This is a genomic window from Bacterioplanoides sp. (genome assembly GCF_965219715.1).
In the GTDB taxonomy this organism is placed as follows: domain Bacteria; phylum Pseudomonadota; class Gammaproteobacteria; order Pseudomonadales; family Oceanobacteraceae; genus Bacterioplanoides.
In genome coordinates, this window is record NZ_OZ244785.1 from 3049357 (window position 1) to 3071093 (window position 21737).

Consider the following 21737-nt stretch of genomic DNA (forward strand, 5'->3'; position numbering starts at 1 on the left):
TACTGGGGTTATTTCAATTCTTCAAACATTTCACGGCCGATCAACATGCGGCGGATCTCAGACGTACCGGCACCAATTTCATACAGCTTGGCGTCCCGTAATAAACGCCCGGTCGGGAAGTCATTGATATAGCCGTTGCCGCCCAATAACTGGATGGCATCCAGCGCCATTTGGGTAGCTTTTTCAGCGGTATAAAGAATTACGCCAGCCGCGTCTTTGCGGGTGGTTTCGCCACGATCACAGGCGGCAGCGACGTTATACAGATAAGAACGGGAAGCGTTCATATTGGTATACATATCCGCCAGTTTGCCCTGTACCAGCTGGAACTGACCCAGCGACTTACCAAACTGCTGACGATCAACGATGTAAGGTTTCACGATATCCATGCAGGCCATCATGATGCCGGTTGGGCCGCCAGACAGCACCACACGTTCGTAATCCAGACCACTCATCAGCACCTTCACGCCCTGGTTTAAACCACCCAGGATGTTTTCTTCCGGCACTTCACAGTCTTCAAAGATCAGTTCGCAGGTGTTGGAACCACGCATGCCCAGCTTGTCGAGGTGGGTGCCACGGCTGAACCCTTTAAAGTCGCGCTCAACGATAAAGGCAGTAATCCCGTGTGGGCCTTTTTCGATATCGGTTTTGGCGTAGATAACATAGGTGTTGGCATCCGGACCATTGGTGATCCACATCTTGCTGCCGTTCAGAATGTATTTGTCGCCTTGTTTGTCGGCGCGCAGCTTCATGCTCACCACGTCAGAACCGGCGTTTGGTTCACTCATCGCCAGCGCACCAATATGCTCACCGGAGATCAGTTTTGGCAGGTATTTGGCTTTTTGTTCAGCGCTACCGTTGCGGGAAATCTGGTTTACACACAGATTGGAGTGGGCGCCATAAGACAGGCCAACTGAGGCGGAAGCGCGGGAGATTTCTTCCATCGCAACTACATGGGCCAGATAACCCATGTTAGCGCCGCCGTATTCTTCTTCTGCGGTGATGCCCAGCAGACCCTGGTCACCAAAGCGTTTCCACATCTCATTGGGGAAACGGTTTTCCTTATCCACCTCAGCCGCGATTGGCGCCAGCTCGCTCTGAACGAAGCCGTTCACCTGGTCGCGCAACATATCGATGGTTTCGCCTAAGCCGAAATTTAAATCGCTCATAGTCAAACTCCTGTTGGGTTTTGCCCAAATCTAAATTGTGATTTTTGTTTTTATTTTTCCGCCGCACTTATTAGCGAGGCGGTTAATCAGGTGATAACGCAGATAGTTTCAGGAAAGCGCTTCCCGTGCTTTCAGCTCCGCATCATCCAAATCTTCCATCATGCGCTCGATATCGTGTAACTGTTGACGCAGATGCGCACGACGGTCTTCAATCACCGCCAGCAGCTTTTCCAACTGTGGCCGGTTAGCCTCGGGCGTTTGGCCCGGGGTGTACATTTCAATCAACTCACGACTCTGAGCCAGCGATAAACCTAGCCGTTTACCACGCAGAATCAGTTTGAGTGTCACCCGGTCCTGGGGCGAATAAATCCGCGTCTGGCCTTCACGTTGTGGCTGCAACATGCCCTCAGCCTCGTAAAAACGAATGGTGCGGGTGGTGATATCAAACTCATCCGCCAAATCGCGGATGCTGTAGGTCTGGCTCATAGCTCTCTCAGGCAACTTAATACAATCTCAAAGTTACCTTTACGTTAACGTAAACCTTAAGCGAAAGAAAGGGACGAGAAAAGAGTGAAAAACGTGCAGATGGGGTGTCCGTTCTGCTCAGAACGACTTGATTAAGCTGAGCAGAAGCAGCACAGGCCGAGAGTTATCAGCAGCCGCGGGTAACCACAAACTCATCTTGATCAAGATTATCCAGATGATATTGCGCCTGCTGCAGAATGTCGGATGCTTTACGACGCTGGCCTAAACGGGTCAGCAGTTCGGTGAATAATAAGTCTTCCGCATATTGAGGATTCAGCTGTTTATCCGTGCTGTCATCCAGTTCTGCCAGCAGCTCTTTAATCAGGTGTAGTTCACCGCTCATGGTCGTTACCTCTTTAAGCAATCAGGAGACTAGTATGGCGGACATAAAAAACCCGGTTTTGACGAGTATCAAAACCGGGTGATTCGAAGCGGGGCAGATGTGCCGAATGTCAGGCTCAGGCAAACGCTTTAACCTCGGGAGCCTCACTGTTCTCTGCTATCCAGGTATCGTAGTTAGCCTGCAGATTAATCCACATGGCTACCCCGGACCCGGTTGCAGCTGCAATTCTCTGAGCCAGATCCAGAGAGCAAGGGACATGTTCATTACAGAAGTTAGTTAAGTGCTTACGGGAAACGCCTAAACGCCGGGCAGCTTCAGAAATACTCAGTTCATAACTTTCTAACAACTGACGTTTAAACACACCTCCCGGGTGGGAAGGCTTAAACTTCGGGGCTTCAACCATCTCGGATGTACTCATAAATTTCCCCTATTTTACCGCTTTGATCTGCTTGCCATGGTAGTCGCAATAATCCACTAATACCGCACCATCCGTTTCAATTTCAAATGTAATACGCCAGTTTCCGTTTACCTGGATGCTGAAAACGCCAAGCCCTGAACCTTTCTTACTATCCAAAGACGGGAAAACCGCCTTGAGGTCCTGGGGATTATGAGTTGCATGCATAGTAGATAGAATATCGGTGATTTTACCGATGTGATTCGGCTGCACCTTGCTCGGGTCTCCCTGCCAGAATCGCTTCAGCGCTTTACTCTTAAAGCTTTTGATCGCCATCAACACTCCTTGTTGATTTGCAAAGTGTAACCTATTTGGTAACACTCGATATAGAATAACCAGAATGATTTCAGCTGACTTTCTGAAATCTGGCTCTAAACAAACAAATTGATAGATGCAATTTACTGCACATTCCTCAGGTTTACCGTCGGTATTGAGCACTATATTGCACAGAGCTGCTTTACTTGACCCATAAAAAAGGCCGGATTAACCGGCCATTTTTCATCATGTGCAATATTCCAGATCTTACGCAGTCATCTGATTCGCCAGCTTACGCTTCTTCAGGTGAATCAGAATCTGGCTGATCGCTGCAGGAGTCACACCGGAAATACGTGAAGCAACACCCAATGTTTCTGGTTGTACCGTTTGCAACTTCTGTTTTACTTCGTTGGATAAACCACCAATAGCATCGTATTCCAGATCGGTTGGCAGCTTGGTGTTTTCGTAACGACGCAGTTGTTCGATTTCTTCCAGCTGACGGGCGATATAACCGTCGTATTTGGCCTGGATTTCCACCTGCTCAGCTACCTGAGTATCGGCTACTGCTTCGCCTTTTAGGTTAGCGACCTGTGAATAATTCAGACCCGGACGTTTCAGCAGATCGTGCAAGTTATATTCACGGGCAATCGCGGCTTCACCCATTTCTTCCAGCTGTTTCGCTTCGTCGGTACCAGCCTGAACCCAGGTGGTTTTCAGACGTTCGGCTTCGCGTTCAATGCCTTCTTTTTTAGCAGAGAAAGCCGCCCAGCGTTCGTCATCGACCAGACCTAAATTACGACCCACTTCCGTCAAGCGTAAATCAGCGTTGTCTTCACGCAGTACCAGGCGATATTCCGCGCGGCTGGTGAACATACGGTACGGCTCTTTGGTCCCCATGGTGATCAGGTCGTCGACCAATACACCGATGTAAGACTGATCACGACGTGGAATCCAGGCGTCTTTTTCCAGTGCCCGTAATGCGGCATTTGTTCCCGCCAGCAGGCCCTGGGCACCGGCTTCTTCATAACCGGTGGTGCCGTTGATCTGACCGGCGAAGAACAGGTTGTTCACAAACTTGGTTTCCAGGCTGTGCTTCAGATCCTGCGGATTAAAATAATCGTATTCGATGGCGTAGCCCGGACGGGTAATATGGGCGTTTTCGAAACCTTTCATGCTGTGGATTAAATCCAACTGCACATCAAATGGCAGCGAGGTAGAAATCCCGTTCGGGTATAACTCGTTGCTGTTCAGGCCTTCCGGCTCAACAAAGATCTGGTGGCTGTCTTTATCGGCAAAACGCATCACCTTATCTTCAATCGATGGGCAATAACGTGGACCAACGCCTTCGATCACACCGGCATACATAGGCGAACGATCGAGGTTGTTACGGATAATGTCGTGGGTCTGCTCGTTAGTGTGGGTGATATAGCAGCTGACCTGTTCAGGGTGCTCGTCCACCGACCCCATAAAGGACATCACGGGCAGCGGCGTATCACCCGGTTGTTCCTGCATCACGGAGAAGTCGACACTCCGACGATCAATACGCGCCGGAGTACCGGTTTTCAGACGACCAACATTAAACGGCATTTCACGCAGACGCTCAGACAGAGCAATCGACGGTGGATCTCCAGCACGGCCACCTTTGTGGTTTTCCATCCCAATGTGGATAAGTCCACCGAGGAAGGTACCCGCCGTCAGCACCACAGTAGTGGCGTGAATACGCATATTGGTATTGGTCACCACACCACAAGCGGTTGAACCTACGCCGTCACCCTGAACTATCAGGTCATCACAGGAGGCCTGGAAGATATCCAGGTTGTCCTGGTTCTCAACGATGTTACGAATGGCGGTGCGGTATAACGCACGGTCAGCCTGGGCACGAGTCGCACGAACGGCCGGACCTTTGCGGCTGTTCAGGGTACGGAACTGAATACCGGCCTGGTCAGTAGCGCGCGCCATGGCGCCGCCCAGGGCATCAATCTCTTTCACCAGGTGGCTTTTACCAATACCACCAATCGCCGGGTTGCAGGACATCACGCCCACGGTGTCGGTGTTGTGGGTTAATAACAACGTCTTACAACCGGTACGTGCCGCCGCAAGCGCCGCCTCTGTACCAGCGTGTCCGCCGCCAACCACAATCACATCGTACCGAACCGGATAATCCACAACTCACCTCAAATCTTGTTGTTTGCGCCCAACTTTATAGCTGCTTCATAGACTCAGCTGAGCGAAAAGGGCGCGCATTATATCAGGAGTGCAATCAATAGGGCATAGCATTGAACAAATTTTAACCATCAAAGTTATCCACTTTATCCACATGGCGTTTTCTGCTGTGTTAATTTTTCCCCACAGACTGTTTTTATTTCTACCTTATTCAATAAAAACAAATACTTAGACTGTGCGTAAAGCTGTATACAATTGTAGATAAGTTACTATCAACAGGCTGAAGCATAACTTTATGCATAAAAAAACCCAGGCTTTGCCCGGGTTTTAAGCTGAGAAAACACAAGGTTTTCCACAAGTGTGAAGATAAATTTTATGGCGTTAGGGTTGGTGCCGGGGTATCACCGCCTTCTGCTGGCGTTTCACTGCTGTCATCTGAACCAGACGACGGTGCAGTGAATTTCATAAATAGTTGGTCATCACCTTTCTTAAGGTAGAACTCCAGCTCTTTATCTTTATTCACAGCGGCATAGCCCGTCGCAGCGGCATAGCCCGTCGCAGCGGTGGTATTAAAGCCTTTGCAGTTTTTACGCTCACGTAGTGCCACCCGGTAGAGGGCGTAATCTTTATCGATAATGGTAATATCACCACTGAAGGTACAACCACCACCGCTGTCGCCCAGCGCAATACCTTCAAATACCGATTTATCCGTTGCTTGCTGCACATACAGTTCGAAGCCGGTTGCAGTCCATTTCCCCTGCAGTGACGACAAGGATGAATTGTTTGGCCAGGTACCATCGTTGGTTAACAGAATGGTGCCGTTTTGCTGCGAACTGCCGGCGCCACTGCTGAAATCGCCCACCAAAGTGTCCGATTTGGCTTTAACCGTGGTTAACAGTGGCGACATTTCATAATCCACCGCGCTGCCACCTTCGGCGACAAACTGCTTGGCAGCCGTGTCTTCCTCAGAAAAAGCGCGTCCTGCCAGGGTGAACTTGCCTTCCAGCGTATTGGCATCAAATGTGACTGTGCCAGCGAAGCCGTTTTTATCGTCGAAACCATACACATCGCCATTAAAAATCAGGAACCTGACATCGCCGGCCTGGTTAAACTGGCCCGACCAGAAGCCATTCAGATCCTGAGTTTGGGAACTGATGTCTTCGCCATCTTTATTGGTGACTGAGTCTTTCTTGTCGTCTTCCGCAATACAGGCGCTCAGCAGTACAACAACGAATAGGGTTAGATATTTCACAGAAACTCCGCTACAAACATTACTCTCTAAAGATAGCTATCGGCCGGAGTTTTGCTGGCGTTAGGGAACAAATTCGCAACAACAGGTTCTGTTGTTATCGTCTGATTTAACCGGAGTTGCACCTCATGCCTTATACACTGATCTATTGTTACGACCCGATGTGCAGCTGGTGCTGGGGATTTAAGCCAACCTGGGCCAGATTAAAACAGCAACTTGCGCCGCTGATAGAGCAGGGGACCTTAACCATTGAATATCGCACGGGTGGTTTAGCACCGGACAACGATCAGCCAATGCCCGTCGAGATGCAGAGCAAACTGCAATCGGTGTGGAGCGCCATTCAGCAACAATTGGGCACCGAATTTAACTTCGATTTCTGGCAGCAGTGCCAACCCCGGCGCTCAACCTATCCTGCTTGCCGCGCCTGTATGGTGGCTCGTCAGTTCGACCAGGAAGAAGCGATGATCAGCCAGATCCAGCAAGCTTACTATTTGCAGGCAAAGAACCCGTCCGATCTGGATACTCTCACCCAATGCGCCACAGATATTGGCATCGCGGCCGATGTCTTCAGCGAACGGATGCAGGCCATTGAGCAACATCAATTGCTGGAGCAAGAAGTCCAGCAGGCACGTCAGCTTGGGCTCAATTCCTTCCCGTCTCTGGCGTTGCACAATCACCAACAGATCGCGTCGATCAACATCGATTATCAAAACCCGGATTCGATGATGCAGCAGATAGAACACGCTATGGCAGCACTGGCAGCTGAGCAAAACTGATAAACAATTCCGTGTTCACAAGCGCCATCTGAATAAGCCGCGATGGAGTAAGACTGTCTTGCTGCAACCTGTGCCAGATGGCCATTCAGTACTAAAGTACTCACCTCACTTCAACCTGTGGAAAACAACCATGAGCAGCCGCGCCCAACAGATCAGCCGTAATATGGAAATACCCGGCCGTAAGATGCATTTCGAATTCGATCTGAAGCAGCTGCCACGTTACTGGTACGACAACAACGCCTTTAAAAGCACCTATATGAATGCGTTGTCATGCCTGTTCCCGGAAGGCGAGCGCATGTTTATCGACGCGGTGCGTGACAACAAAGATAAGGTCACTGACCCCAAGTTGCTGGAGCAGATCAAAGGTTTTATCAAACAAGAAGCGATTCACGGCCACGAACACCACCTGTTTAACGAATATCTCGACAGCATGGGTTATCCGGCTTCGAAGGTTGAAGCCTTTGAGAAGAAAGAAAAACGTCTGATGAAAAAATGGATTCCGGCGATTGATCGGTTAGCCGTCACCTGCGCGGTTGAACACTTCACCGCGATTATGGCGCATGATCTGTTGGAAAATCCGGAACGTTCAGATGGTGTGGATGAGAACTTCAAACAGCTGTGGCGCTGGCACGCAATCGAAGAAACCGAGCACAAAGCGGTTGCCTTTGATGTTTACCAGGCCGTTGGAGGTGGTTACTTCCGCCGCGTGTTTAACATGCTGATTGTCACCATTATGTTCTGTCTGCGCGCCAGCATCGTACAGGGCATCTTCCTATGGAAAGACGGCAACCTGTTCAAGCCGTCCACCTGGATTGATGGCTTTAAGTTCTACTTCGGTAAAGGTGGCCTGACCCGCAGCATCTTTAAGAACTATCTCGACTACTATCGCCCGGGCTTCCATCCGTGGGATCACGATAACCGTGAATATCTGGAAAGCTGGATCGCCGAAGCTCAGTCTTACAAAGCGGTTTAACCATCAGCCAGAGCCGATAACAACAGCAAACAAAAAACGGGGCATTAAGCCCCGTTTTTGTTTTCTGCCGAAAATCTCTCTAAGCCCGGTTATTTACCGATACAGAAGCTGCCGAAGATCTCACCCAATAAATCATCGGCGGTGAATTCACCGGTGATTTCGTTCAGTGCGTGTTGTGCCATACGCAGGTCTTCCGCCAGTAACTCACCTGCCGCCATGCCTTCGAGCTGCTGACGACCAAAATCCAGCGCTTCCTGGGCACGATTCAGCGCATCAATATGACGACGACGGGCGAGGAAACCACCTTCGGACGCGGCTTCAAAACCCATCACGTCTTTCAGGTGCTGGCGCAGATCATCAACGCCCTGATTGTGTTTGGCTGACAGGGTAATCGTCGGGAAATCCCCGGTTGTGGATAACCCCATGCTTTCTTCTGAAATATCCGCCTTATTGCGGATCACTGTCAGGCGACCAGATGCCAGCAAAGAATCGGTTTCAGAGGCCAATCCCTGCTCATCGTACAGGGCATGTAACAGAGCTTCAGGGTCCGTTTCGGTGGTGGTCGAATCAATCATCAACAACACCCGATCGGCCTGCTCGATTTCCGCCCAGGCACGCTGAATTCCGATACGTTCCACTTCGTCCGGTGCATCGCGCAAACCCGCGGTATCTATGATGTGCAGCGGCATTCCGTCAATATGAATATGCTCTTTCAGAACATCACGGGTGGTACCGGCAATATCAGTCACAATCGCTCGTTCCTGACCCGCCAACGCGTTCAGTAGTGAGGACTTACCAGCGTTTGGACGCCCGGCAATCACCACGTTCATTCCTTCACGCAGCAGAGCCCCCTGATTGGCCTCCTGCAACACGGATTTTAATTCACCGTCGACTGTGGATAACATCGTGGAAACTTTGCCATCAGAGAGAAAATCGATCTCTTCTTCCGGGAAGTCGATGGCAGCTTCAACATACATGCGTAAATGGACCAACTGATCGAGCAGGCTGTGCACCTTTTTCGAGAATTCCCCCTGCATCGAACGTAACGCACAACGAGCCGCTTGCTCAGAGGCAGAATCAATCAGGTCGGCAATAGCTTCGGCCTGGGCCAGATCCATTTTGTCGTTGAGGAAAGCGCGCTCAGAGAACTCACCCGGACGCGCCAGACGACATCCCAGTGCCACCACTTCTTTTAACAGCAGATCCAGTACCACAGGGCCACCGTGACCCTGAAGCTCCAGTACATCTTCACCGGTAAAGGAATTCGGATTAGGGAAATACAGAGCAATGCCTTCATCCAGTACCGTGACATCGGCCGCCGTAAACGGGCCGTAGTGGGCATAACGTGGCTTAGGCTGAAAACCGAGGATCTTTTCCGCCACAGTTAGTGCTAACTCACCGGATACACGAATAATACCAACGCCTCCACGCCCGGGAGCGGTGGCAACAGCGGTGATGGTGTCCTGGTGAACAGCAGTGGTCATAGTGATTTCCGGGTGTGACTGAATAAAAGAGTTGCGGCATTGTACATCAAGCGATGCTGCGGGCCGACAGGCTCAGTCAGCCGGCTGTTGGAAATAGCGCTCTACCTTTTGGTTAAAGGCTTTGCTGGCACGAATACGTGGAATAACACGAGCAAAACGCTCTGCCAGTTTGTCGTGACCACGCTTTCTGGAAAAGGCCAGGTAGATGTCATTACTGACGCTGCTGATGTCGGCGGTTTCGATCTGGTCAAAACCGGCAGTGTGACCAAATTTAAACCTCAGATGTTCAATATTCACTAAGATCAGATCCACTCGTTTTCCCAACAACATTTGTAATTGCTGGCGACCACTATTGAGCTCAATCAGCTGATTAAACCGCTCACGTTCGAACTGTTTGCCATAGTTGTAGCCGTTGATCACACCAATTCTGAGATCTTTAACCGACTCCGGATCGCCGTCGTAGTGAAAGCCACTGTCTTTCAGATAAGCAAAGCGGGAACTGCCCTGGCTGATGACATTGCCGGGTTTATAAATCAGGAAATATTCACGGTTCGGGGTGTGGATAACATAGCTGACGGCATCGGCCAGACCATCCTGCATTGAGTTTAATACCCGCTTCCAGGGCATCGAAACAAACTCGACCTCAACGCCTAACTCGGCTGCCACCAGTTTAATCAAATCAATGTGGTAACCCGCTAACTGGCCGTTACTGTCGATAAACTCGTTCGGCCCCCAGTCATCCTGACTGCGCAAAATGGTGATTTTCTCTACACTTTGTTCGGCCTCAAGACTGAGACAACACAACAACAGCAAGGTAGAAATCCAATAACGAAACATCTGAGGTCTGCTTTCTGATCAATAAAAAAGGCCCCTGATCTCTCAGAGGCCTTTCCAGCTTAGCGGTTAATCGGCGCAACAAACACCGATTGACCGTAAGGTTTAGCTGTTTTCAATCTGCTTGGTGATCACATATTGCTGTGCAATCGACAGAATGTTGTTCACTACCCAGTACAGTACCAGACCAGCCGGGAACCACAGGAAGAAGATAGTGAAGATGATTGGCATAAACTGCATCACACGCGCCTGCATCGGGTCTGGCGGTGTTGGGTTCAGCTTCATCTGAATAAACATAGAAGCACCCATGATCAGTGGCAGAATGAAGTATGGATCCATCACCGACATATCTTCAATCCACAGGAAGAACGGCGCTTGACGCAGCTCTACCGACTCCATCAGTACCCAGTACAGGGCGATGAATACCGGCATCTGAACCAGAATTGGTAAGCAGCCACCCAGTGGGTTGATCTTCTCTTTCTTGTACAGAGCCATCATTTCCTGGCCTAGCTTCTCACGGTTATCACCGTACTTCTCTTTGATCTCCTGCATCTTCGGCGCCACTTTACGCATGTTCGCCATGGAGCGGTAAGACGCAGCAGACAGCTTAAAGAATGCCAGTTTGATCAGGATGGTCAGAATAATAATCGCCACACCCCAGTTACCAACACCACCGCCTAAATCGATATCAAACCAGCCAAAAACGCTGATCTCACCAGACTGAATAAAGTTGAGAACTGAAAACAATGGCTTAGCTACCCACCATAACCAGCCATAGTCGATGGTCAGATCCAGATATTCAGCGATTTCTGCCAGGTGCTTCTGATCTTTAGGACCAACGTATAAAGAAGCACCCACTTCGCCAATAGAACCCGGAGCTACCGTGGTTGGCGCATCGTAGAAACCAAAGACGTTGTTACCTTTAACCGAACGGCCGTTGTAGGTATGCGGTTGATCCTGAGCCGGAATCCAGGCTGCCAGGAAGTAATGTTGCAGCATCGCAGCCCAGCCACCTTGCTGAACTGACTTGTATGGCGCTTCAGTCAGATCGTCAAAACCGATTTTCTCGTAACGGTTTTCTTTGGTGGTCAGTGCCGCACCCAGGTAAGACTGCATACCCATGCTGTTTCCGGCAGACGGATCAGCCGAGTTATCACGCTTCAGCTGTGCATAAAACACGCCTTGCCAGTTCTGATCTGAGGTGTTGTTGATGCGGTAAGTCACATCAATCAGGTAGTCACCGCGACGGAAGGTGAAGATTTTCTCGACCGTGCCTTTGTCGGTTGCCGTGCTCAGTACCACAGTCAGCTCGGTAGCATCTGCACCCAGCTCGTAGTTGGTTTCTGCAACGCTGTACAGCGCAGGACCTTTAGCATCGACACCGTCTTTACCCAATAAACCACTCTGGGCAACATAGGTACGACGGCTGTTTTCTTCCATCAGAACAAAAGGCACATCCTTCTGTTCAATAGAAGCCGGATAAGCTGGCAGTAATACCTGCACCACTTCGCCACCACGTGGATCAATGGTTACCTGTAATACGTCGGTTTTTACCTGAACCAGCTGACCGTCAGCTTTAGCCACATCGATTTGTTCAGGCGCAACTTCAGGTGCATCCACCTGAGGAACATCAGCACCGGCGTCTGCATTTGCTGCAGGTACGGCTTCAACCGGCACAGGAGCATCCTGAGCATCAGAAACCGCCGCGATTGGCGCATTAACCTGAGCGTTCTGACCGTAGTCATCGTTCCAGGCGAGAATTAAAAAGTAAGTACTTATGGCTAAGCCAATAAATATAACCGTACGGCGGATATCCATGATCAGGCTTTCCGTTGACAACAGTTGGATTGAGGGTTGGATAAATCAGGTACCGGATCCACACCATGGGAACCCCACGGATGGCACCGGAGCAATCGCTGTAAGGCTAACTTACCACCACGCAAAGCACCATATCGACGAATGGCTTCATCGGCATAAGCTGAACAAGTTGGGTAATAACGACAACGACTGGGGAATAAGGGACTGATTGCGTAGCGATAGACTGCAACGAAGGCGAGCATAAGTCTGGCGATAGGGTTAACGCCGCTTTTTGCGTTTGCCGTTGGATGGTCTGCCATGGGATGGGCGCTTCAATCTGAACCAAAGGGCGTCAATCATCTCACGTATTTGCTGGTTGTCCAGCTCAGTGATCCCGGAACGGGCCAGAATGACAAAGTCTGCAGCAGGCAATTGATGCTGATTTAATCGGCAAGACTCGCGGACAAGTCGTTTAACCCGATTACGTTGCACCGCATGCTTGATTTGCTTTTTCGCCAATACAAAGCCAATTCGCGGATGATCAAGCCCATTTGCCGATGCAAGCACCAGCATTTGGGGAGTACTCCCACGTAACTCCGTATTATCAAATACTCGTTTGAACTCGGCTGGTTTTAATAAACGCAGTTGTCGGGAAAACTCAAACTCGGACATTGATCGAAGTTATCAGGAGTAACCGGGCAATTAAGCAGTCAGAACGTGACGGCCTTTTGCACGACGACGAGCCAGAACCTGACGGCCGTTTTTAGTAGCCATACGAGCACGGAAACCGTGAGTACGCTTACGCTTTAATACGCTTGGTTGAAAAGTACGTTTCATAACACTGTCACTCTAGTTAAGTGAATAGCCAAATTTTTGAGGGCGGCAATTGTATGAGAAAGGCAAACCAATAGCAATGGTGAATTTTTGTTCAAATGCATGAATTTTCTCAAAGCCTGTTTTTTTACTTTTCTGTCTCACTCTGAATAAGAAAATATGAATGAATATGTATTGAAGAAAAGAAGATAGAAGTTCGTTATTTTTATTTCTTAGGGACCGACTTTCTGTGGAAAACCAAAAAAAACCTATATAAAACAATACCTTAAACGAATCATAAGTCAGGTATTAGCTGCGCTTAAGCTTAGAATTATCTGGGAGGATCTGGTGTATGAAATGGCCTTTTATACACAGCGCGGATTCGTCAGCACGATGTCCTCAATTCCATGCGCAGTTTTTTAAGGCGCTTATCCACAAGAAATCCGGCAACAAACGAATTTTCTCTTAATCTCTGTGGATAACCCAGTTCGCCTTGGGTACACTATGCGGCTCGCTTAAATATTGATAATTGAGGTAGCCGTGACAGGTTTGTGGCAAGACTGTCTGGGTCAGTTACAACACGAATTACCCGCACAGCAATACAACACATGGATACGACCACTGGTTGCCAGCACCGACGACAACGGCCAGCTGAGCCTGAGTGCACCTAATCGTTTTGTTAAAGACTGGGTTAAGGATAAATACCTGCAGCGCATTCAGGAGATTATGTCGGAGCTGAATGGCGGCCGGATTACTCACGTTGATGTGGTGGTAGGCGAGGCGCGCCCGATGTTCCAGCGTCCACAAATGGCCAGTCAGCCGCAGCGTGCGCCGGCTCCGCGTCCTCAACCCGCTCCTGCGCCTGCTCCTGCTCCGGCAAAAGAAGAGTTTGCCTTTGCTCAGCCTACTGCATCGGCCGGAACCGGTTTTGATGCTGATGATTTCTCCCAGGTGGCTCAAACACCTTCGATGGCCGATAACGCGCCACAGCAAGGGGATTTATTAGCGGCAGACAACAGTGGTTTTAACGAAGCCCCTCCGGTTGTCAGTCAGGCGCCGGCATTTGCACCTTTTAATAGTGGTAATCTGGCTCCTGCTCCGCGTCAGCCGGTAAAACCCAAGCGTGAAGTGCAGGTAGAAGGTGGCCTACAGCATCAGAGCTTCCTGAATACCAACTTTACCTTCCAGAGTTTTGTTGAGGGTAAATCGAACCAGCTGGCCCATGCCGCGGCTCGTCAGGTAGCGGAGAACGCCGGTGGCTCGTACAACCCACTATTTATATATGGTGGTGTGGGCTTAGGTAAAACTCACTTAATGCACGCTGTGGGTAACTATCTGCAAAGCAAAGATCCGAATGCCAAAGTGTTATACGTGCATTCCGAACGCTTCGTGCAGGACATGGTGAAAGCGCTACAGCTGAACGCCATCAACGAATTCAAACGTTTTTACCGCGGTCTGGATGCGCTGTTAATTGATGACATCCAGTTCTTTGCCGGTAAAGAACGCTCCCAGGAAGAGTTTTTCCACACCTTTAATGCCTTATTAGAAGGCGGGCAGCAGATGATTCTGACCTGTGACCGCTATCCAAAAGAGATTAATGGCCTGGAAGAACGACTGAAAAGCCGCTTCGGCTGGGGTTTAACCGTTGCGGTTGAACCACCTGAGCTGGAAACCCGGGTAGCTATCTTAATGAAGAAGGCAGAGCAGAGTAATGTGCACCTGCCAGACGACGCAGCCTTCTTTATTGCCCAGAAAATCCGTTCTAACGTACGGGAACTGGAAGGGGCACTGAAACGGGTAATTGCGAACTCGCATTTTACCGGCAGTGACATTACTCTTCCTTTTATTAAAGAATCACTAAAAGACCTGTTGGCTCTGCAGGATAAGCAAGTCAGTATCGATAATATTCAGCGAATTGTGGCTGAGTATTACAAACTGAAGTTGTCTGATTTATTATCTAAGCGCCGCACGCGTTCCATCGCCCGACCTCGTCAGGTTGCGATGGCTTTGAGCAAAGAACTGACCAATCACAGCCTGCCGGAAATCGGAGCTGCGTTTGGTGGTCGAGACCACACGACAGTTCTGCACGCATGCCGTAAAATCAAAGAGTTACAGGAAACGACTGCAGACGTTCGTGAAGATTACAAGAACTTACTGCGTTCACTGACAACCTAGATCTGAGTGGAGAACCATGAAATTCGTTATCTCTAGGGAAGCCCTTCTGCGCCCATTGCAACTGGTAGCCGGCGTGGTGGAAAAACGCCAAACGCTGCCGGTACTGTCCAACGTGTTGTTGGAAGTTCAGGGTCAGCAGCTGTCTTTAACGGGTACAGATCTGGAAGTTGAACTGGTTGGTCGTGTCACTCTCGACGAAGTTGGCCAGGAAGGTGAGATCACTGTACCCGCGAAAAAGCTGATGGATATCTGCCGCTCCTTACCGGACGGTGCAGAAATCACCATCGAACAGGACGATCAGCGCGTAAACGTACGCTCCGGCCGCTCCCGTTTCACCTTATCTACGCTGCCAGCGACCGAGTTCCCGAATGTGGAAAACATCTCTGGCGAGCAGCACTTTGTGCTGGAGCAAAACAAGCTGCGTCGTGTTATCGACCGCACCAGCTTTGCCATGGCTCAGCAGGACGTGCGTTATTACCTCAACGGTATGCTGTTCGAAGTCACGGCTAACGGCCTGCGTACCGTATCCACTGATGGTCACCGCCTGGCGACTGCTACGGTAGAAATTGCCGGTCCGGATACCGCACAGCAAATCATCCTGCCACGCAAAGGTGTGCTGGAAATGGCTAAGCTGTTAACCGATCCGGAAGCCAGCGTTTCTTTGGCGCTGAGCACCAACCACCTGCGTGCCACCACTGAAAACTTCACCTTCACCTCGAAACTGGTGGACGGTAAGTTCCCGGATTACGGTCGTGTGATTCCTAAAAATGGCAGCAATGTAATGTTGGCTGACCGTCAGGAATTACGTTCTGTATTCGCTCGTACTGCGATTCTGTCGAACGAGAAGTACCGTGGCGTTCGTCTGGTACTGGAACCAGAACTGCTGAAAGTGTTTGCGAATAACCCGGAACAGGAAGAAGCAGAAGAGTCCGTAGGTGTGGATTACAACGGTGATTCACTGGAAATGGGCTTCAACGTATCTTACCTGCAGGACGTGATGAGCGTACTGGATACTCAGCAGGTGAAAATGACATTGTCCGACGCTAACTCTTCTGCGCTGTTAGAAGAGCCAGAAGGTGGCGATGCGATGTATGTTGTTATGCCAATGCGTCTGTAGGATTCGGACTCTATGCCAATTCGGCAATTAAAAGTCAGCGGTGTGCGCAATCTGCAGCCGCTGGAAATAACGCCCCACGAGGGCGTTAATTTTATCTACGGCAACAACGGTTGCGGTAAAACCAGCGTGTTAGAAGCCATTGCTCTGATGGCCTCTGGAAAATCCTTCCGTACCTCCAAAATTCAGCATGTATTGAATCACGAGTCTGATCGCATCGAGATGTTTCTCGAAGTCGACGATGAAGAACGTGGTTTGTGCACCATGGATAGTCTGCGCTTAAAAAGTGGCGATACCTTATTAAAACTGAACGGCTCTGTGCTGACTTCCCAGGCGGAAGCCGCACACTGGCTGCCGGTTCAGATTATCGACCCCAATACCTTTAAGCTGTTGTCCGGCTCTCCTGAAGAGCGTCGTCAGTTTATCGACTGGGGAGTGTTCCACGTGGAACACAAGTTTATGGAACAGTGGAAAACGTTCCGTAAACAGCTGAAACAGCGCAACTCGGTGCTGAAGCAAAAAGAACTGGAATGGTTGCCAACCTGGACTTCCGGTTTTATCGAAAGTGCTGAAGTGATCGATAAACATCGCCAAACCTATCTGAAGCGTTTTAAGCCGGAATTCGAACGTATCCTGAATCAGCTCGATGACAGCATTGATGTGCAGCTGGCCTATTACCGTGGCTGGGATAAAGACACTCCACTGGCTGATGTGCTGGAGAAACAGCAGGAGCGTGATTTAGTTATCGGTTACACCCAATCAGGGCCTCACAGAGCCGAGTTACGCATCAAGGTGGGTAAACTCCCGGCTGCAGAGATTTTGTCCCGTGGGCAGCAAAAGACAGTGGTTTCCGCGCTGAAGATTGCCCAGGGGGCCTTGTTCCAGCAAGAGAGCCAACGTCGCACTATTTATCTGGTGGATGACCTGGCGTCTGAGCTGGATGAAAAACACCGCCATGCATTATGTAAGTTGCTGGAAGATCTCGACTGTCAGGTCTTTATCACCAGCATCGATAAAGAGAAGCTCACGGACGTTTGGCAACCCACCGCCAGCAAAATGTTCCACGTGGAACAAGGCGTGGTTGTTGAAGAATCGGCAGTCTGAATTCCCTGAGTCCTGAGCGTTAGGTTGCGGTGAAGCATTGGTGTTGTTGCCTGCAGGGGTAAATTACAGGGACGTGATTTATTAGCCTTCAGGGATGAACTTGTAGCGCCCCGTAAGGCAATATCCCAATGATTCAGTGCGTAACCCTACGAACCCCATCCAAGCTGCTGATATCGCTTAAAACAAGCCTCCTAAAACAAGCACTGTGCCGTCAAATTTGTTACACTTCTCCGATTTGTTATGTCGAATTTCAGCCCAGGTACATACAGGCCTGAAAGACTAAAAAGAACAGAGGAACACCAATGTCAGAGCAGAGTTACGACTCGTCGAGTATTAAGGTCCTGAAGGGACTGGATGCCGTACGGAAACGCCCCGGTATGTATATCGGTGACACCGACGACGGTACAGGTCTGCACCACATGGTGTTTGAGGTGGTAGATAACTCCATCGACGAAGCGTTAGCTGGTCACTGTGATACGGTCACTGTTGTAATTCACCCGGATAACTCGGTATCGGTTTCCGATAACGGCCGTGGTATTCCAACCGAAATGCACCCGGAAGAAGGGCGCTCAGCCGCTGAAGTTATTCTGACGGTATTACACGCCGGCGGTAAGTTCGACGATAACTCCTATAAAGTATCCGGCGGTCTGCACGGTGTAGGTGTTTCGGTTGTAAACGCTTTATCTGAGAAGCTGAAGCTGACCATTCGTCGTGGCGGCAAAATCTACGAGCAGGAATACACCCACGGTGATCCTGATTACCCGCTGAAAGAAGTAGGCGTGTCTGAAACTAACGGCACTATGGTGACTTTCCTGCCTTCTAAGGAAACCTTCACCAAAACCGAATTCTCCTATGACTACCTGGCCAAGCGCCTGCGTGAGTTATCCTTCCTGAACTCAGGTGTGAAAATTCATCTGAAAGACGAACGTGTTGCCGACAAAGAAGATATCTTCGAGTTTGAAGGTGGCCTGAAGTCGTTCGTGGAATTCCTGAACGAAGGCAAAAACGCCCTGAACGAAGTCTTCCACTTCAATGCTGAACGTGAAGACGGTATGGCGGTAGAAGTGGCCATGCAGTGGAACGACAGCTTCCAGGAAAGCATTCACTGCTACACCAACAATATTCCACAGCGCGATGGCGGTACCCACTTAGCAGGCTTCCGTGCGGCGCTGACCCGCTCCCTGAACGGTTATATCACCGCTGAAGGCCTGGACAAGAAGAACAAGGTTGCCACCACCGGTGACGACGCTCGTGAAGGTTTAACCGCGATTATCTCGGTTAAGGTGCCGGATCCTAAGTTCAGCTCTCAGACCAAAGACAAGCTGGTATCTTCCGAAGTGAAGCCTGCGGTTGAGCAGGAAATGGGTCGTCTGTTTAAAGAATATCTGGAAGAGAACCCACAAGCTGCGAAAGAGCTGGTTGGTAAAATGATCGACGCTGCCCGTGCCCGTGAAGCGGCCCGTAAAGCACGTGAGATGACCCGTCGTAAAGGCGCTCTGGATATCGCAGGTCTGCCAGGTAAGCTGGCTGACTGTCAGGAAAAAGACCCGGCACTTTCCGAAGTGTACCTGGTGGAGGGTGACTCGGCCGGCGGTTCCGCCAAACAAGGCCGAGACCGTCGTACCCAGGCGATTCTGCCGTTAAAAGGTAAGATCCTGAACGTAGAAAAAGCACGCTTCGACAAGATGTTATCGTCTGCCGAAGTGGGCACCCTGATTACCGCACTGGGTTGTGGCATTGGCCGCGAAGAATTTAACCCGGACAAACTGCGTTACCACTCCATCATTATCATGACCGATGCCGACGTCGACGGTGCGCACATTCGTACGCTGCTGTTGACCTTCTTCTTCCGTCAAATGCCGGAAATCATCGAGCGTGGTCACGTCTATATTGCTCAGCCACCGCTGTACAAAATCAAGCGTGGTAAGCAGGAACAGTACATCAAAGACGAAGCAGCGCTGGAAAGCTACCTGACCCACGTTGCACTGGAGAAAGCGGCTCTGTACCCGAATGCAGACGCGCCAGCGATCTCTGATGAAGCCTTTGCCAAGCTGGTTGATGACTACCGCGACGCACAAGACACGGTGACTCGCATGAGCAACCTTGTTCCACGTGAAGCATTACACGAGATGCTGACTCTGCCGCGGTTAACCGTGGAAGACCTGAGCAGCTCTGCCAAGGTGGAAGAGTGGGCGAATAAGCTGGCTACTAACCTGCCGGACGCTGGCCGTAGCGGCTCTCACTTTGAAGTGACTTCCGGTGCTGACGCAGAGCGCGGCAACAACAAAGTCATCATCAACGTGATTACCCACGGTATTCCGAAAGAATACATCCTGGATCAGGACTTCTTCTCCGGCTCTGGTTACCAGAAACTGGCTGGCATGAGCGAAGAACTGTCTGGTCTGCTGGAAGCGGGCGCTTACATCCAGCGTGGTGAAGGCGATCGTAACCACCATGAAATCGAAGATTTCTGGGATGCGGTTCAATGGCTGCTGAACGAAGCGAAAAAAGGCTTCAACATCCAGCGCTATAAAGGATTGGGCGAGATGAACCCGGAACAGCTGTGGGAAACCACCATGGATCCAGAAGCGCGTCGTATGCTGCAAGTGAGCATCGAAGACGCCATCGGCGCGGATAAGATGTTTACCACCTTGATGGGTGATGACGTTGAACCACGTCGTGCGTTTATTGAAGCGAATGCGCTGAATGTATCGAACCTGGATTTCTGATTCAGAGCGATTATTTATCAGCGAACGCTTAGCATAAGAAAGGGAGCCGATGGCTCCCTTTTTTGTTTGTCGGTATGGGCAGATTTACCGTAACCTACGGCTAATTAATTAATAGTTCTGTAGGTAATAGAAATGGATTTTGATTGGAGCAAACCTTTCTCCGAAGATGTTGAAGGTGATCTGCCTAACATTCACATCGGCTCTGACAAACTTGATCGTGGTAAATACGCTGAATTTCTCACTGATTTTTTATCATCGTTAGATAACCAAAACTATGTGATGAATCTCAATGCTGAGTGGGGAGCTGGAAAAACCTACTTCTTACAGCGTTGGTATCACACGATCAAGGAAGACCATCCTGCCGTTTATATTGATGCCTGGAAACATGATTTTTCAGATGAACCTTTGCTGGCGGTAATCTCTGCTATATCTAATTACCTCAAATCAAAGACCCCAGAAAGTGGAGCTGAAAAGGCTAAAAACCTTGCAGAGAAAGGCTGGCGCTTTAGCAAAAAAGTCGCACCAGAATTAATGCGTGGGATAACCAAAAAAGTTTCTGGTATTGATATCACCAAATTTGGTGACGATGAAGTCCAGACTATTTCCGACTTAAAGTACGACGGAAGTGATACTAATGGCGCAGAAGACTTCTCGCTCTTTGCTGGGAAAGTATTTGAAGTAGCTCTGGCGGATCACTCCGAGAAAGTGAACGAATTAGAGTTTTTTAAAAACGCCATTCAAGGCTGGCTAAAGGAAGTTGTTGATTCAAACGATGAACTTGATCTTCCAATGTTTGTATTTATTGATGAGCTAGATCGCTGTCGACCTACCTACGCAATTGAACTGTTAGAAACGGTTAAGCATCTGTTTGATATCAAAGGTATGGTATTTGTAATAGCCACTGATACAGGTCAGCTTCAGCATTCAATCAAAGCTGTTTATGGAGAGGGGTTTAACTCAGTTAAATATTTATATCGATTCTTTTCCAGAAGCTTTTCTTTGAAAAAACCAAGCTTAAGGGAATATATAAAATCGCATCCAACTTACGAACAATATTTAAGTAAAGTACTTCTTAATACATGTGACGAGTCGCTGCTCTTAACTGAGCAACAACTACTAACTAATTTAACGAATTTGGCATCGGTTTATGACTTTGATTTGAGGACTACCGGGCAATGGTTAGAGCGATTGTGGGCGTCAATAAATACCGAAAACAAAAGGAAGAAGTATGTCTGGATTTATATTGCATTGACCTCTGCCTTGCAGATATCGAGTAGGGAGTTGTATGAAAAATTATTTGTAAACCAAGCTGTTGGGTTTAGTGCAAATTCCCATGACTCAATGGATTTTTCTCAGAGTTATGGAAGTATTAGCAATCGCATGAATAACTTAAATCTAAGTTTGGAATTTGGGGTTGTTCACAGAAGTGTCTCTGGAAACTTTATTAGAAGATATGAAAGAGAAACGATTAGTCTTCACTTTAATCATCTATTACAGATGTCGAAGCTTTTCTATGCAAGTGATTTACATAACGTTGTAGAAGCAAGTAACTCGGCTTCCAATGTTTTTTTGAAAAGGTTGTATTCGAATCTTTATGAGGTATTTAAAATTAAAGGTCAGGATTACATGGACCTAATTGATATGGCCTCAGATTTAACCTGATCAATTCGCAACCATCCGGAATTTCCGGATGGTTGACGCTTAATCAAAATAGTTCATCCTCCCTAACCTGAAGCCAGCGCGACATTCCCCCAAAGAAGCTGTAAATTTTAGCGGCTCACCC

General features: G+C 49.3%; 20 protein-coding genes. 7 read left to right on the plus strand and 13 right to left on the minus strand.

The window, feature by feature from the left end; all coding sequences use genetic code 11:
* Positions 1-8: 8 nt before the first annotated feature.
* The 7 genes from ACOQOZ_RS14350 to ACOQOZ_RS14380 all read right to left on the minus strand — a co-directional run bounded on the left by ACOQOZ_RS14350 (position 9) and on the right by ACOQOZ_RS14380 (position 6158).
* On the minus strand, positions 9-1166 hold the full coding sequence (locus ACOQOZ_RS14350) for an isovaleryl-CoA dehydrogenase (protein WP_420588837.1): 1158 nt from the start codon (positions 1164-1166) through the stop codon (positions 9-11).
* Positions 1167-1274: 108 nt separating this feature from the next.
* Positions 1275-1652, minus strand: a complete 378-nt coding sequence (locus ACOQOZ_RS14355) for a MerR family transcriptional regulator (RefSeq protein ID WP_420588838.1) — start codon at positions 1650-1652, stop codon at positions 1275-1277.
* 166 nt (positions 1653-1818) lie between these two features.
* Entirely contained in the window at positions 1819-2034 is a 216-nt protein-coding gene (locus tag ACOQOZ_RS14360) for a hypothetical protein (RefSeq protein WP_420588839.1), read from the minus strand.
* A 115-nt stretch (positions 2035-2149) separates the two neighbouring features.
* Entirely contained in the window at positions 2150-2452 is a 303-nt protein-coding gene (locus ACOQOZ_RS14365; protein ID WP_420588840.1) for a HigA family addiction module antitoxin, read from the minus strand.
* A gap of 9 nt (positions 2453-2461) precedes the next feature.
* The gene (locus ACOQOZ_RS14370) at positions 2462-2764 is read right to left on the minus strand and encodes a type II toxin-antitoxin system RelE/ParE family toxin (protein WP_420588841.1); all 303 of its coding nucleotides are present in this window, start codon (positions 2762-2764) and stop codon (positions 2462-2464) included.
* A gap of 246 nt (positions 2765-3010) precedes the next feature.
* Positions 3011-4909, minus strand: a complete 1899-nt coding sequence (mnmG, locus tag ACOQOZ_RS14375; RefSeq protein ID WP_420588842.1) for a tRNA uridine-5-carboxymethylaminomethyl(34) synthesis enzyme MnmG — start codon at positions 4907-4909, stop codon at positions 3011-3013.
* Between the two features lie 370 nt (positions 4910-5279).
* The gene (locus ACOQOZ_RS14380) at positions 5280-6158 is read right to left on the minus strand and encodes a hypothetical protein (RefSeq protein ID WP_420588843.1); all 879 of its coding nucleotides are present in this window, start codon (positions 6156-6158) and stop codon (positions 5280-5282) included.
* A gap of 125 nt (positions 6159-6283) precedes the next feature.
* Here ACOQOZ_RS14380 and ACOQOZ_RS14385 point away from each other — a divergent pair, with 125 nt between their 5' ends.
* Together ACOQOZ_RS14385 and ACOQOZ_RS14390 are read left to right on the plus strand one after the other, a co-directional pair.
* The gene (locus ACOQOZ_RS14385) at positions 6284-6931 is read left to right on the plus strand and encodes a DsbA family protein (protein WP_420588844.1); all 648 of its coding nucleotides are present in this window, start codon (positions 6284-6286) and stop codon (positions 6929-6931) included.
* Between the two features lie 130 nt (positions 6932-7061).
* The gene (locus ACOQOZ_RS14390; protein ID WP_420588845.1) at positions 7062-7904 is read left to right on the plus strand and encodes a metal-dependent hydrolase; all 843 of its coding nucleotides are present in this window, start codon (positions 7062-7064) and stop codon (positions 7902-7904) included.
* A gap of 89 nt (positions 7905-7993) precedes the next feature.
* Here the strand turns inward: ACOQOZ_RS14390 and mnmE are convergent, their stop codons facing one another.
* The 6 genes from mnmE to rpmH all read right to left on the minus strand — a co-directional run bounded on the left by mnmE (position 7994) and on the right by rpmH (position 12856).
* Positions 7994-9388 carry a tRNA uridine-5-carboxymethylaminomethyl(34) synthesis GTPase MnmE gene (mnmE, locus tag ACOQOZ_RS14395; protein WP_420588846.1) on the minus strand — a complete coding sequence of 465 codons (1395 nt, stop codon included), beginning with the start codon at positions 9386-9388 and terminating at the stop codon, positions 7994-7996.
* A gap of 72 nt (positions 9389-9460) precedes the next feature.
* Positions 9461-10225, minus strand: a complete 765-nt coding sequence (locus ACOQOZ_RS14400; RefSeq protein WP_420588847.1) for a substrate-binding periplasmic protein — start codon at positions 10223-10225, stop codon at positions 9461-9463.
* 102 nt (positions 10226-10327) lie between these two features.
* Positions 10328-12040: a membrane protein insertase YidC gene (yidC, locus tag ACOQOZ_RS14405; protein ID WP_420588848.1), complete on the minus strand. Its 1713-nt coding sequence runs from the start codon at positions 12038-12040 to the stop codon at positions 10328-10330.
* A gap of 2 nt (positions 12041-12042) precedes the next feature.
* Positions 12043-12339, minus strand: a complete 297-nt coding sequence (gene yidD / locus ACOQOZ_RS14410) for a membrane protein insertion efficiency factor YidD (RefSeq protein WP_420588849.1) — start codon at positions 12337-12339, stop codon at positions 12043-12045.
* Positions 12299-12691 (minus strand): ribonuclease P protein component, encoded by a 393-nt coding sequence (rnpA, locus tag ACOQOZ_RS14415; protein ID WP_420588850.1) that lies wholly within the window; start codon positions 12689-12691, stop codon positions 12299-12301. Before rnpA ends, yidD begins: the two co-directional genes overlap by 41 nt.
* Before the next feature lie 30 nt (positions 12692-12721).
* On the minus strand, positions 12722-12856 hold the full coding sequence (rpmH, locus tag ACOQOZ_RS14420) for a 50S ribosomal protein L34 (RefSeq protein ID WP_068657478.1): 135 nt from the start codon (positions 12854-12856) through the stop codon (positions 12722-12724).
* A gap of 516 nt (positions 12857-13372) precedes the next feature.
* On the opposite strand from rpmH, the gene dnaA reads away from it, so the two are divergent.
* The 5 genes from dnaA (at position 13373) to ACOQOZ_RS14445 (ending at position 21616) form a co-directional block, all read left to right on the plus strand.
* Positions 13373-15007 (plus strand): chromosomal replication initiator protein DnaA, encoded by a 1635-nt coding sequence (dnaA, locus tag ACOQOZ_RS14425; RefSeq protein ID WP_420588851.1) that lies wholly within the window; start codon positions 13373-13375, stop codon positions 15005-15007.
* A gap of 16 nt (positions 15008-15023) precedes the next feature.
* Complete coding sequence (gene dnaN / locus ACOQOZ_RS14430; RefSeq protein WP_420588852.1) at positions 15024-16124, plus strand: DNA polymerase III subunit beta; 1101 nt, start codon at positions 15024-15026, stop codon at positions 16122-16124.
* 12 nt (positions 16125-16136) lie between these two features.
* On the plus strand, positions 16137-17225 hold the full coding sequence (recF, locus tag ACOQOZ_RS14435; RefSeq protein WP_420588853.1) for a DNA replication/repair protein RecF: 1089 nt from the start codon (positions 16137-16139) through the stop codon (positions 17223-17225).
* Between the two features lie 302 nt (positions 17226-17527).
* A complete protein-coding gene (gene gyrB, locus ACOQOZ_RS14440; protein ID WP_420588854.1) occupies positions 17528-19954 on the plus strand; it encodes a DNA topoisomerase (ATP-hydrolyzing) subunit B in 2427 nt (808 codons plus the stop codon).
* A 132-nt stretch (positions 19955-20086) separates the two neighbouring features.
* Positions 20087-21616, plus strand: a complete 1530-nt coding sequence (locus ACOQOZ_RS14445; RefSeq protein ID WP_420588855.1) for a KAP family P-loop NTPase fold protein — start codon at positions 20087-20089, stop codon at positions 21614-21616.
* Positions 21617-21737: the final 121 nt, after the last annotated feature.